General features: G+C 62.9%; 12 protein-coding genes. 7 read left to right on the top strand and 5 right to left on the bottom strand.

Annotation, left to right across the window (positions count from 1 at the left end):
* Window positions 1-8 precede the first annotated feature (8 nt).
* Window positions 9-524 (top strand): GNAT family N-acetyltransferase, encoded by a 516-nt coding sequence (locus LGQ10_RS03225; RefSeq protein WP_058434733.1) that lies wholly within the window; start codon window positions 9-11, stop codon window positions 522-524.
* Between the two features lie 69 nt (window positions 525-593).
* Here the strand turns inward: LGQ10_RS03225 and LGQ10_RS03220 are convergent, their stop codons facing one another.
* From LGQ10_RS03220 to LGQ10_RS03210, 3 genes are read right to left on the bottom strand one after another with little or no spacing between them, the layout of a single operon-like run.
* Complete coding sequence (locus LGQ10_RS03220; RefSeq protein WP_226524663.1) at window positions 594-1787, bottom strand: MFS transporter; 1194 nt, start codon at window positions 1785-1787, stop codon at window positions 594-596.
* 18 nt (window positions 1788-1805) lie between these two features.
* Window positions 1806-3218 (bottom strand): saccharopine dehydrogenase C-terminal domain-containing protein, encoded by a 1413-nt coding sequence (locus LGQ10_RS03215; protein ID WP_226524662.1) that lies wholly within the window; start codon window positions 3216-3218, stop codon window positions 1806-1808.
* 1 nt (window position 3219) lies between these two features.
* Entirely contained in the window at window positions 3220-4011 is a 792-nt protein-coding gene (locus LGQ10_RS03210; protein WP_058434736.1) for a hypothetical protein, read from the bottom strand.
* 718 nt (window positions 4012-4729) lie between these two features.
* Here LGQ10_RS03210 and LGQ10_RS03205 point away from each other — a divergent pair.
* Entirely contained in the window at window positions 4730-5446 is a 717-nt protein-coding gene (locus LGQ10_RS03205; RefSeq protein WP_058434737.1) for an HPP family protein, read from the top strand.
* 33 nt (window positions 5447-5479) lie between these two features.
* Here the strand turns inward: LGQ10_RS03205 and LGQ10_RS03200 are convergent, their stop codons facing one another.
* Window positions 5480-6343, bottom strand: a complete 864-nt coding sequence (locus LGQ10_RS03200) for a LysR family transcriptional regulator (protein ID WP_058434738.1) — start codon at window positions 6341-6343, stop codon at window positions 5480-5482.
* A 329-nt stretch (window positions 6344-6672) separates the two neighbouring features.
* Here LGQ10_RS03200 and LGQ10_RS03195 point away from each other — a divergent pair, with 329 nt between their 5' ends.
* Genes LGQ10_RS03195 through LGQ10_RS03185 form a run of 3 tightly spaced genes read left to right on the top strand, consistent with a single transcriptional unit; the run spans window position 6673 to window position 9513 of the window.
* On the top strand, window positions 6673-7086 hold the full coding sequence (locus LGQ10_RS03195) for a GtrA family protein (RefSeq protein WP_226524661.1): 414 nt from the start codon (window positions 6673-6675) through the stop codon (window positions 7084-7086).
* Window positions 7073-8065, top strand: coding sequence for a glycosyltransferase family 2 protein (locus LGQ10_RS03190; protein ID WP_226524660.1), 993 nt, complete (start codon window positions 7073-7075; stop codon window positions 8063-8065). Before LGQ10_RS03195 ends, LGQ10_RS03190 begins: the two co-directional genes overlap by 14 nt.
* Window positions 8062-9513: an ArnT family glycosyltransferase gene (locus tag LGQ10_RS03185; RefSeq protein WP_226524659.1), complete on the top strand. Its 1452-nt coding sequence runs from the start codon at window positions 8062-8064 to the stop codon at window positions 9511-9513. Before LGQ10_RS03190 ends, LGQ10_RS03185 begins: the two co-directional genes overlap by 4 nt.
* Here the strand turns inward: LGQ10_RS03185 and astA are convergent.
* The gene (astA, locus tag LGQ10_RS03180) at window positions 9473-10507 is read right to left on the bottom strand and encodes an arginine N-succinyltransferase (RefSeq protein WP_058434855.1); all 1035 of its coding nucleotides are present in this window, start codon (window positions 10505-10507) and stop codon (window positions 9473-9475) included. The genes LGQ10_RS03185 and astA overlap by 41 nt on opposite strands.
* A 347-nt stretch (window positions 10508-10854) precedes the next feature.
* Here astA and LGQ10_RS03175 point away from each other — a divergent pair, with 347 nt between their 5' ends.
* Together LGQ10_RS03175 and LGQ10_RS03170 are read left to right on the top strand one after the other, a co-directional pair.
* Complete coding sequence (locus LGQ10_RS03175) at window positions 10855-11961, top strand: enoyl-CoA hydratase/isomerase family protein (protein WP_058434856.1); 1107 nt, start codon at window positions 10855-10857, stop codon at window positions 11959-11961.
* A gap of 4 nt (window positions 11962-11965) precedes the next feature.
* Window positions 11966-13117: an acyl-CoA dehydrogenase family protein gene (locus LGQ10_RS03170; RefSeq protein WP_226524658.1), complete on the top strand. Its 1152-nt coding sequence runs from the start codon at window positions 11966-11968 to the stop codon at window positions 13115-13117.
* The last annotated feature ends 133 nt before the right edge of the window (window positions 13118-13250 follow it).

Genomic DNA, 13250 nt, shown 5'->3' with positions numbered 1-13250 from the left:
TCGCGCCCATGACCATCAATATCCGCCGGGCGCGAGTGCCCGATGCTGCTTTTCTACCCCCCATTGAGCGTTCCGCAGCGGCGCTGTTTCGCAGCGACCGGCAACTGGCGTGGCTGGCCGATGCCCCGGTGACCGAGGCTGCCTGCCATGAGCGCCATATCCAGGCCCATCCGGCTTGGGTAGCCATGGCCGAAGACGCTTGCCTCTGTGGTTTTCTCACGGCCCGGGTCTTTGGCACGCAGCTGCATGTGCTGGAAGTGTCGGTCGCCAGCGACTGCCAAGGCCGGGGCATCGGCAAGGGCCTGCTGCGAGCGGCGGTGGAGCACGCGCGGCAACAGGGGCTCGACGCGCTGACCTTGAGCACCTTTCGCCAGCTGCCGTGGAACGAACCCTTCTATCAGCGCCAGGGCTTCGTCACCCTGCAGGCGAGCGAGCTGTCGCCGCGCCTGCGCCAGGTCCTGGCCGATGAGGCTGAGCATGGGTTGCCGGCGCAGCGCCGCTGCGCCATGCACCTGCTGCTGTAGCACCGACAGCAGGCCTGGGCCTGGACCTGGACCTGACACGGCTGTTTGCGGCACGCAGGCAGGCTTGAGTCACTTCAGCTCCTGTTGCCCCTCGAACGCCGATGTTGCCGACCGGCGCAGCGCCAGGAGCGCGATGAAGAACGCCCCCGCAATGCCCACCGAAATCATCAGTCCATGGGGGCTGACATAGGACACCGTGGCACCGGTGATGATCGGCCCCAGCACGCTGCCCAGGGTGTAGAACATCGCAATGGCGGTCATGGCCGTGGAGACCTGGTGTTCGCCGACCCGATGCCCTGCCTCGATCACCGCCAGGGTGTTCATGCCCCCGATCGCCGCCCCCCAGAAAAACACCATCAGGGTGGCCAGCCAGGGCAAGGGCTGGCTGAACGGAATGGCGACCGTGCCCAATAGCAGGACCAGGCTGCAGATCAGTTGCCCAGTCTTGCAGGAGGTGCGATCGGCCATCCAGCCAATCGGCAGTTGCAGCACCGTACCGCCCACCCCGAACACCGAGATCAGCAGCGTTGCCGCGGTCAGCGCGTAGCCTGTCGACAGGCTGTAGCCGGCCAGGAAAGACACCGACGAGGTTTCGGCAAATCCGGCGATGAAAGCCCCGCACAACGCCAGCGGAATCAGGCCGAACAGCTTGCCATGATGCTTTTGTGTCGGAGTCTGCGGCTGCGTGTCGTGTTCTTTGAGGGTCAGGGCCAGGACGCCGGAGATCAGCACGATGGTTGCACAGGCGTAATAAGGCACCACGCTGCCGACGCCAAATACCACCAGCAGCAGCGGACCTACGGCGATACCCAGGCCCATGAGGGTTTCATGGACGCCGATCGCCCGGCCGCGCTCGTTCCTGGAGGCAACCGAGACGATCCAGGTATCGCAGGCAATCCAGCGCAGGATCAACCCGATACCCAGGACAAAGTTCAAGGCGAAGATCAGCGCCAGGTGGCTGGTCAGGGTCATGCCGATCAGCGCGGCGATGGTCAGGGCCGCGCTGAGCAGGTTGGCCTTGACCAGCCCCAGGTAACCCAGCAGCCGTGGGACGATCTTGTACAGCAGCAGGATCGCGATCCACGAGGCGCTGACGATCACCCCGATCCTTGCCGGCTCCACACCCTGCTGTTCCAGCGACAGCGACAGCAAGGGCGTGATGGTGCCGATCTGCACCACCTGGGACAGCACCGACAGCGTGTTGATCTTGGTCAGGGCGACCCAGCGCTGCTTGTCGGTGTACTCGATACCGGGGTTTTCCATAAGAGGTGCCGACCTTGTCTAGATAGCCGTGAAGTGCTCGAACTGCCAGGGGCAGAAATCGCCCTCGGGTTTGTGGAACAGGGCATTGGTGGTGTCCAGTGGCGTCCAGTCGGTCTGGATGCCCTCGAGTCTTCCCAGAAACGGCAAGGCAATCTCCAGCACCCGGCGGTGGTCCATCTGCTCCGGCTCGACGATCCCCCGTGCAGGATTCTCGATGGCCCAGAGGATGCCCGAGTACACCCCGGCGGCAACCTGCAGACTGGTGGCAGTGTTGAAAGGTGCGATCTGCCGAGCCTGGTCGATGCTCAGGATCGACCCGTACCAATAGGCGTTCAACCCATGCCCCATGAGCAGCACACCCAGGGCGTCGACACCCCCGGAGGCGATTTCGTCGGCCATGATTCGCTTGCTGTCCTGTGCCCGCCAGCCGCGACCGATGTATTCATGCACCGACAGCAGCGCATCGTCGCAAGGGTGGTAAGCGTAGTGCACGGTGGGCCGGTAGAGCAGGACATCATTGTCCTTGACCGCGAGAAAATCGGGAATCGAGATCGCTTCGTTGTGGGTGATCAGCAGGCCGGTGCAGGGACCGCCGTTGGGCGTCCAGGTCTTGACCGGCACCGAGGCGCCGGGGCGTTCGAGGTAGATCGCGTTGTTCGATCCGAACTGATGATGGCGGGCGAACGGCGGCCAGGTTCTTTCATGGGAGCCCCAGCCCAGTTCAGCTGGTTGGCCGGCCTCGCTGATGAAACCGTCGACCGACCAGGTGTTGACGAACTCGCCATCGGACTTGATTTGCGTGGAGCGCTGGGTATCGCGCTCGGCGATGTGGATCACCTTGACGTTCAAGGCCATTGCCAATTCGTTCCAGGCCACGTTGCCGTCGACCCTGGGCACCGGCACGGTCAGTTTCTCGGCCAACTCCAGCAGCGCTGCCTTGACGAAGTGCGAAACCAGCCCGGGATTGGCGCCGTGGGTGAGCACGGCGGTCGGCCCTTCACCGAGTTCCGCCCGCAGGGTCAACAACTGGTCGCGCAAGGCGTAGTTCGAGCGCTGCGAGGTGCTCAGGCTGGGGGAATCGTAGAGGCCTTCCCAGGGTTCGATGCAGGTATCCAGGTACAGCGCGCCTTGCTCGTGGGCGAGCCTGATCAACTCGGCGCTACTGACATTGACCGACAGGTTGACGATGAAATCCCCCGGCGCCAGCACATCGCGCAGCACACTGGCGAGGTTGTCCGGGGTCAGTGCCAAGTCGATGAAGTTCACCCCCCGCTCAACGAATGGCTGATGCTGCTGGAGATCCGGTGCGATCACCAGCACCTTCGACAGATCGAACTGACGGGTTTCGATGAACAGTCCCAGCGTGGCCCTGGCAATGGAACCGAAACCGATGAAAACCATCTTTGCGCAAAAATGGGCGTCCTGACTCATTTCAAACCACCTCAATGCTGGATACAGGCTCTTCCAGGTGCTGGCTTCCGGGCGTGGCCGTCTCGCTGAAGTCGGGAATGCGCCCGACGGCGAAGTACTGTTCCCATTCGCAGAAGATCTTCGGCACATAGATCAGCGGCATGTCATGCCGATACAACGCCTTCACGGATTCGGCGAAGGCCGGGTCCTGGTGATTGGCGAACCAGTACTGATTGTTGTCGTGCAGGTAGACCGGGCACTTGCTCACGTCGGTCATCTTGATGTAGTTGTCCAGGGTTCTTTGGGCGATGCTTTGCCAGCCATGCAACACCATCTTGTAGAGTTCGCCGCGTTCGGTCGCGGACAACTCGAAGACTTCCCGCTTGAACTTCTGCAGGCTCATGTCGCGGCAGAACATCGAGAACGCATAGACATCCGAATTGAAGTTGACCGCCGGGATAGGGGCTGCCATCAACGGATCATAGAGCTCATCGTCGATGTCATCGGACTGCGGACAGAACGCCACCGCATCGAAGTCTTCGAAGAGTACCTTGACGTTGGTCACCGGACAGGTCAGGTAGAGTTTCTTGTTGAGCGCCTGGCCGGTGGCCAGTTCTTCGGCGGAGAATTCGCCAAGAGGGCTGAACAGCGCCGATAGGCGCCGTACTTCCTGGGCCACGCTATAGGACTTCTGCTCCTCGCTGGTGGTCGGGCAGATGATCAGGCAGGCCACTGTCTCACGAGCTTCAAGGGCCCGCACGTAAGCATCGAAACTGTCGCGGGCATCTTGTGTGGTGCGGGCAACAGCCAGCATGTAACGGTTCTTGCTGAACTCCCTTCTTCCCGCTGCGCAACCTAAACAATTGAGAAACCAGCTTTTTACTTCATCCAGAATCGCTTCGTCATTCATGAGTTATCGTCCTGATAGCTTTCAAAAAGTCAAGGTAGCCAGCCTGAGTACTACTCGGCCCTCGAAGCGTCGATCCATATGACCCGGCAATTCTTACAATGAAACATTTTCATACGCAACTGGCGCTATTAAATATCGATATAACGCGAGTACTGATTGTTAGCGGGCGTTGGAACCGCGCAGATGAATAACATGCATGGGGTTGCACCGTTTTAGAGCAAGTAATTACAAGTGCCGCTATAACGATTTTGCAACTCCAATAGGGTTCGATATTCGTCGACTGGCTGGGAAACCGAAACTTCGGGACCACGCCGAAAGAACACTCAAGCAGCACCATGCCGCACCCAACCGAATACGGCGTCGAAGCGCGCCGCGAGCGGATTCATCTGAAGTCATCGGCCGCCGCCCTGCCCTGCGCCGAGCCAGCCCCGGCCTCCGGGCAAGCCCGCCTAACTGCAAAAAAAATGCACTAAAGCTGCATTATTATGAATTTGCCAGCCCGGGGTTTCCTCGGCAGACTGCGCCGGTTCCTCCCCCAAATGTTGGAACGTTCAAGGGCTTTCTGGTGATCCAGACAAGCCCTTCTTTTTGCCCGCCGTCTGGAAATGGATCGTTTTTGTCGATGTTCATCCGCTGGAAACCCGCCGCCATCAACACCCGCCCCCTGGAATGGAGCCGCGCCGCCATCGGCATGGCCCTGGGGACCCTGTTCAGTGTCTGGTTCTGCGCCCAAGTATTCGGCATGCCCGTGGCCGTGCACCTGATCGGCCCGCTCGGCGCCTCGGCAGTGCTGTTGTTCGCCGTCTCCTCCGGGGCGCTGGCCCAGCCGTGGTCGATCCTCGGCGGCTACCTGTGCGCGGCAGTGATGGCGCTGCTGGTGGGGCATGTTCTGGGACGCAGCCTAGGCAGCGCCTGCCTCGCAGCAGGCATGGCCCTGGTGCTGATGTGCTGGTTGCGCTGCCTGCATCCGCCGGCCGGTGCCCTGGCCCTGACGCTGGTCCTGGCCGACCCGGACAGCATCGCCCTGGGCTGGCGTGAGCTGGGACCGGTGATGCTGGCCGCCGCCAGCCTGCTGGCCAGTGCCCTGGCCTACAACAACCTGACCCGCACCCGCTACCCCAAGGGGCCGAGTGACACCCCAGCGGTCCTGGCACCGAATGGTTCCAGCGACAGCCTGGCGATCACCGCCGCCGACCTGAAGCTGGCCCTGGAGGAAATGGAGGAGTTCTTCGACGTCACGCCCGAGGACCTCGAGCAACTGATCCATGCCAGCGAGGCCCACGCCCGGCGCCGCAGCATCGGCCAGGTCCTGGCTTCGGCTCCCGAACCCCGTCCCTGACCCCCGCAGCCACCTGACGGGTGCAGCGGCACCTCAGATGAGCGGCGACCAGCGCTGGGACCAGTCGTTGTCATGCTCGATGACTTCGCGCAAGACCTCGAAGGCCTGTTGCAATGGCGCCGAGTCACGCTCCCGGGCATACAGCAGGTAAGTTGGGAAGCTGAACTCCGGGGCCTTCTCCACCCGCTCCAGGACGCCGCTGTCCAGATAGCTCTGCACCACCCGGGTTCGGAAGTAGCCGCTACCGCCAACATCGAGGATGAACTGCAGGGCCAGTGGCCCAAGGTTGAAGCCCACCGCAGCCTTGGCTTGTTCCGGTAGCGCCGCATCGTGCTGACGGCGGAAATCCTCACCCCAATCGATGTAGACATAGGGTTCCGGGCGCCCGGCCAGGCGTACCTGGATCAGCTTTTCCTCCAGCAGTTGCTCCACCTGCAGGCCAGGTGAATACAGCGGCTGGAACACCAGCGCCGCGTCCAGCACTCCCAGCTCCAGCTGGCGTTGCAGGCTTGCTCCCTCGCCGATCTGGGTGCGCACGGCATGGTTTGGCAACGCCTGGCGCAAGCGCCGCACCCAGTTGAGCATCAACGGGTTGCACAGGCTCAACTCACCACCGATGTGCAGTACGTTGCGATACCCCGCCAGTAACGGCAGGTCGCGCTGCGCCGCTTCCCAGGTCTGCACCAGTTGGTTGGCATAGGCGATGAACGCTTCGCCATCGGCCGTGGGTCGAGCGCCGGCGCGGTTGCGCACCAGCAGCTTGCAGTTGAGCTGGCCTTCCAGGTTCTGCACCCGAGCACTGATGGCCGTCTGGGTCAGGTGCAGGCGCTCGGCGGCAGCAATCAGGCTGCCGCTGCGGACGATTTCCAGGAAGGTGCGGGCCAGGTCGATGTCCATGCTGCCTCGAAAGAGTCAAAGTCGAGCGCCATTGTAACGGCCCGCCTGCTCTGGGCCAGCAATACCCATGTCCCGTGCTGCATCCATTGCGGTGGCATTGGCAATACTGACCGCAAACTAACAACCCGGATATCTTCTGATGCCTCAAGCAACTTGATGTTTAAGCAAAGCCGCAGGAACATTGGCTTTATTTAATAACTTACAACTTTGTCAGGTTACTTTGTGAAACATTCACCCATGACCGACAAATGAATTTTTCACACAACACCCACTACTTATCGACTTAAATATCCCAAGAATAAACCCGCCATCCACCTTGGGATTGATTCATGCCGGGACCATTGAAACTATCGTTCGACCCTCAACTAAAACAACTTTCTCGTTATCTGCTGGTGGGTGCCATCGCCACCCTTGGCCATTATATGGTGTTCCTGCTACTGCTCGGCTCGCTCCCTGCCCTGCTGGCCAGCCTGCTCGGTGCCGGCCTGGGCACCTGGCTCAGCTACCAGGGCAACAGGCGCTGGACTTTCCCCCAGGGCGACCAGTCGGCCCGCGCCGATCAAGCCCTGCGTTTCTGCGTGACGGCCTGTGCCTACAACCTCGGCAACGCTCTGCTGATGCTGTGCCTGCTGGCCCTGAGGCCAGACTCGCCACTGTCGATGCAACTGCTCAGCACGCTCTGCCTGACCCTGGGCAGTTACTGGATCAATCGAACCTGGACTTTCAACAATGAAACTGCCTAGTTGCGTGCAAACGGATTACCAGCAGCTGATCAGCGTGATTATCTGCTGCTATAACGAAGCCCATGTACTACCTGAATTCCACCATCGCCTGATGTTGGTATTGAGTGCATTACCCGTGGCCTACGAAGTGTTGTATGTCAACGACGGCAGTCATGATGGAAGTGATGAACTACTGGAGCAATTCTGCCGTGCGCCCCGGGTCCGTTGCCTGAACTTGAGCCGCAACTTCGGCAAGGAATCGGCGATGTCCGCGGGTATCGATCACGCAGCCGGAGATGCCGTGCTGTTCATCGATGCCGACTTGCAGGACCCACCAGAACTGATTCCGGCCATGGTTCGCCACTGGCTGGCCGGCAACGACATCGTCAACATGCAGCGCAGCGACCGGCGCAGCGACACGGCCGGCAAGCGCCTGAGCGCACGGCTCTACTACAAGCTGATGAACCTTTTGGTGGACAAGTACCCGGTGCCACCGGACGTCAGCGACTTCCGCCTGATCGGTCCCGCGCCGTTGAACGCCCTGCGCAACATGCCCGAACGCGCCACGTTGATGAAAGGCCTGGTCAACTGGCTCGGTTTCAAGACGGTCGAGATCCCCTACCAGAGAGCACGGCGCAAGGCTGGCGAATCGAAGTGGAGCCCGATGGCCCTGGTGGACCTGGCCATGGAGGGCGTCCTGGCGTTCTCTCGCAAGCCGCTGCGCTGGTTCAGCGTCGTGAGCCTGGCAACACTGCTGCTGACAGCCTCCTACTTGCTGCACCAATGGTTCGTCGACACCTTCAGCATCGACCATCTGATTCTCGGTGCCCTGGCCCTGGCCCTGGTCGGCATCGCCATGGTCGGTGAATACATCGGCGCCGCGCTGGTGGAGGTCAAGCGCCGGCCGCTGTACTTCCTGCGCAGCACCTTCGGAGGCTTCCCTCGCCAGTTGCCAGCACCGCCCACCTGCCACGTCGACGAACAAGAATCGAGCCGATGAACAACCTGTCCACTCGCCACCTGTGGTGGCTGCTGCTCTGCATTCTCGGCCTGCGCCTGGCCACCCTGGGCCTGTATCCCTTGATGGACACCTCGGAAGCGCGTTATGCCGAGATGGCCCGCAAGATGCTTGAACTCGATGACTGGGTAACGCCGATGTTCGACTACGGTGTGCCGTTCTGGGGCAAGCCGCCGCTGGCGTTCTGGAGCCAGGCCCTGGGCATGCAGTGGCTGGGTATCAATGAGTTCGCCGTGCGCCTGCCAGCCTGGCTGTTCCACCTCGCCAGTTGCCTGTTGCTGATCCGTTTCGCCCGCCAGGAGTACGACGAACGCACCGGGCTGCTGGCGGCCATCCTGTTTTCCAGTTCCGGTCTGGGCCTGTTGGCGGCAGGCGTGGTGTTGACCGATCCAGCCTTGAGCTTCGCCATTGTGCTGGCCAGCTACGGCTTCTGGCGCGGCACCGTGCATGGCGAACGCAATTGGGCGCTGGCCGGTTTTTTCGGGCTGGGCCTGGGGTTGCTGGCCAAGGGGCCGCTGGTACTGGTGCTGGTGGGGGCCCAGGCCGGGTTGTGGACGCTGTTCAACAGGCAGTGGCGTAGCGTGTGGCAGTTGCCCTGGCTCACTGGCCTGGGCCTGATGCTGCTGGTCGCCGTGCCCTGGTACGTGCTGGCCGAATGGCGTACCCCGGGGTTCCTCGATTACTTCCTGGTGGGCGAGCACTGGAAACGCTACGTCATCAGCGATTGGGCCGGCGACCTGTACGGCAGCGCCCATGAACGCCCCTACGCCAGCATCTGGCTGGAACTGCTGATGGCTCTGCTGCCCTGGAGCCTGCTGCTGCCTTTGCTGTACAAGGTCTACCGGCAGCCCGGGCAGATGGACCGGCGCCTGAGCTTCGTCACCTTGTGGGCGCTGGTCACGCCGCTGTTCTTTACTTTTTCCGGCAACATCCTGTGGACCTACGTGTTGCCCGCCCTGCCCGCCTGGTGCCTGTTGCTGGCGCTGGCCCTGAGCTCACCCCGGCATCGCGGCGCCAGGAAAACCTCGCTTCTGGTACTGGGCCTGGCCCTGCTGCTGCCGCTGGGGCTGCTGTTCACCGTGACCAACGACTCGGCCCTGCAACGCCCGCAGAACCAGCAAGCCATGGCCCTGGCCTGGAACAGCCTGCAGGCCAGCCAACCGGCACCTCTTTATTACTGGGGTCGACGGTCCTACTCGGCGCAGTTCTACACCGCAGGCCAGGCACGACGAGTCGAGAACCTGGAGCAACTGCCCAGCAACCAGGCGTTCTACCTGGTACGACGGCAGAAAGACCTGGCGCCGGTCAGCCGGCAACTGGCGGCCCTGGGTTGCCAGGAGCGACTGCGGGCCAGCCAGAGCGTGCTGTTCCAGTGCCCGGGGCAGCCGCCTAGGCCGCCTGGCATTGACGGACCGGCGCCGACAGGCTGACCGCTCGCACCGACGCTCCGGGCACCAGCCCCAGACCCCGGGCGGTGGTCGCCTCGACGATCAAGGTGCCCGCGGCGAGTCGGGCCGGCGCGGCGGTGATCCGGCAAGCGGCGAACTGGCGATTGTGGATCAGGTAAGGGCTGGCCCGGTCCCCCGGGGTGCCGATGGCCAACTGCAGGATTTGGCTGTCACGCACCGCACGGATGTCGCCGGTGGCGCATTCGATCAGTGGCCCGCCATCAAAGATGTCGATGTAGTCCTTGAAGCCGAAACCCTCGGCCCTGAGCATGCGCAGGGCGGGCTCGGTGTTGGGGTGCACCCTGCCGATCACGGCCCGGGCCGCCTCCGGCAGCAGGCAGGTGGGCAACGGGAACTTGGGCATCAGTTCGGCGATGAAAGTCTTGTTGCCCAGCCCGGTGAGATGATCGGCATCGGCGAAATCCATCTTGAAGAAATGCCGGCCCAACCCCTCCCAGAACGGCGAGACGCCATTGTCGTCGCAGTAACCACGCATCTCGGCGATCACCTTGTCACCGAAGCACTGGCGAAACTCGGCCAGGAACAGCAACCGCGCCTTGGACAGCAAGCGCCCGTTGAGCCCATCGCGGTAATCGGCATGCAGGAACAGCGAGCACAGCTCCGAGTGACCGGTCATGTCGTTGCCCAGAAACAGCGTGGGCAACTGCCGGTTGAGCCCCAGCTGCCGGGACGTGGCGGTAAACAGGCCCAGGCGGTAGTTGTACCAGGGCTCGCGCATGCCCACCGCGCCAGCCAGGGCGCAGATCCCCACCACCTGGCCTGGATCGCTCTCGAGCACGAACAGGTAGTCGGCGTCGGCCCGCTCGGCCTCTCCGGCGAAGGTTTTCTGCGCCCACTCCAGGCGCTGGCACAAGCGGTTGGCATCGACGGGCAAGGTGGTCAGGCCGGGGCCGGCGCTGCGGGCCAGGACCATGAGGGCCGGCAGGTCGGCCAGGGATGCAGGACGAACGATCATGACAAGGGCTCCAGCTGGGATCGGGCAGATCAGGCTCGGCACTACGCTGATGGCGCTCCAGCATAGTGCGGGTACGGGCCTGGAACCGGACTCAGGTCAAGAGCATCATCGGTTTGTCCGCCATTGGCCGATGCCTGTTGACGCACCTGTCACCAGTGCCCCGGCCATGGGCCGCCAAGCAGGATTCCAGAGCGTTCGCCAGCGGCTCACCGAACCTGTGTGTCCATGCAAAAATGCACAGCCAACCTGCAGCTTTTCCGGTTGTACTTGGCAAATTTGCACTGATACGATCCGCCGATGCTCGTCCGCGAGCCTCATATAAAGACAATAAAAGCAGGGAGTTAGTGATGACTGCTCAGGTTTCATCCCCCACGGCACGGGCATTCGATGCTCCTCAGGATGAGGTGCTGGTCGAGGTGCGTAACCACATCGGCCACCTGACCCTCAATCGCCCCGCCGGCCTCAATGCCATCACCCTGTCCATGGTGCGCACCTTGCAGCAGCAACTGGATGCCTGGGCCCAGGCTCCGGAGATCCATGCCGTGGTCCTGCGCGGCGCCGGCGAGAAGGCGTTCTGCGCCGGCGGCGATATCCGCTCGCTGTACGACAGCTACCAGAACGGCGACACCTTGCACGATGAGTTCTTCGTCGAGGAATACGCCCTGGACCTGACGCTCCATCATTACCGCAAGCCGGTGCTGGCCCTGATGGACGGTTTCGTCCTCGGCGGCGGCATGGGCCTGGTGCAAGGCGCCGACCTGCGTGTGGTCACCGAGCGCAGCCGCCTGGCGATGCCGGAGGTGGCCATCGGTTACTTCCCGGATGTCGGCGGTAGCTACTTCCTGTCGCGAGTGCCCGGCGAACTGGGTACTTACCTGGGGGTCAGCGGGGTGCAGATCCGTGCTGCCGACGCGCTGTACTGCGGCCTGGCCGACTGGCACCTGGAGAGCGACAAGCTGGGCCTGCTCGACCAGCGCCTGGACCGCCTGCAATGGACTCATTCGCCACTCAAGGACCTGCAGGGCCTGCTGGCCAAGCTCGGCGTGCAGAGCCTGCCCGATGCCCCCTTGGCCGCCCTGCGTCCGGCCATCGATCACTTCTTCGCCCAGCCGGACGTGCCCGGTATCGTCGAACAGCTGCGCAGCGTGAATGTGGCCGACAGCCATGAATGGGCACGCGCGACCGCCGACCTGCTGGAAACCCGCTCGCCGCTGGCCATGGCCGTGACCCTGGAGATGCTGCGCCAGGGCCGCCGCTTGAGCCTGGAGCAATGCTTCGCCCTGGAGCTGCACCTGGACCGGCAGTGGTTCGAGCGTGGCGACCTGATGGAGGGTGTGCGCGCCCTGATCATCGACAAAGACAAGACCCCGCACTGGAATCCGCCGACCCTGGCAGCCCTCGAGGCCAACCGGGTAGCGAGCTTCTTCAGCGGTTTTGACGGCAGCGGGAGCTGAACTCATGCACGACATCGAATTGACCGAAGAACAAGTGATGATCCGCGACATGGCCCGGGACTTTGCCCGCGGCGAGATCGCGCCCCACGCCCAGGCCTGGGAAAAGGCCGGCTGGATCGACGACGCCCTGGTGCGCAAGATGGGCGAACTGGGCCTGCTGGGCATGGTAGTGCCCGAGGAATGGGGCGGCAGCTACCTGGACTATGTGGCCTACGCCCTGGCCGTGGAGGAGATCGCCGCCGGTGACGGTGCAACCGGCGCCCTGATGAGCATCCACAACTCGGTCGGCTGCGGGCCGATCCTCAACTACGGCAGCGAAGAACAGAAGCAGGCCTGGCTGCCACGCCTGGCCAGCGGCCAGGCCATCGGCTGCTTCTGCCTGACCGAGCCCCAGGCCGGCTCCGAGGCACATAACCTCAAGACCCGCGCCGAACTGCGCGACGGCCAGTGGGTGATCAACGGCGCCAAGCAATTCGTCAGCAATGGCAAGCGCGCGCAGTTGGCCATCGTCTTTGCCGTCACCGACCCGGAGCTGGGCAAGAAAGGCTTGTCGGCGTTCCTGGTACCCACCGACACCCCGGGGTTCATCGTCGATCGTACCGAACACAAGATGGGCATTCGCGCCTCTGATACCTGCGCCGTGACCCTCAACCAATGCACCATCCCCGAGGCCAACCTGCTGGGTGAACGGGGCAAGGGCCTGGCCATCGCCCTGTCCAACCTCGAAGGCGGACGCATCGGCATCGCCGCCCAGGCCCTGGGGATCGCACGCGCTGCCTTCGAAGCCGCCCTGGCCTACTCCCGGGACCGGGTACAGTTCGGCAAGCCGATCATCGAGCACCAGAGCATTGCCAACCTGCTGGCGGACATGCACACCAGGATCAACGCTGCCCGCCTGCTGATCCTCCACGCCGCGCGCCTGCGCAGCGCCGGCCAGCCGTGTCTGTCCGAGGCTTCCCAGGCCAAGCTGTTCGCCTCGGAAATGGCCGAGAAGGTCTGCTCCTCGGCCATGCAGATCCATGGCGGCTACGGCTACCTGGAGGACTACCCGGTGGAGCGTTACTACCGTGACGCGCGGATCACCCAGATCTACGAAGGCTCCAGCGAGATCCAGCGCATGCTCATCGCTCGCGAGTTGAAGCACTACCTGGTGTGATTGCGTGAAAGCCTCGCGGGCAAGCCTCGCTCCTACAGGGACGCCATTTTCATGTAGGAGCGCGGCTTGCCCGCGATAGCGTTCTTGAAGACACAAAAAATCGCAGCCTTGGCTGCGATTTTTTTTGTAGCTG

This window comes from Pseudomonas sp. L5B5 (assembly GCF_020520285.1).
In the GTDB taxonomy this organism is placed as follows: Bacteria; Pseudomonadota; Gammaproteobacteria; order Pseudomonadales; family Pseudomonadaceae; genus Aquipseudomonas.
This window is presented reverse-complemented; position numbering and strand designations above follow the sequence as displayed.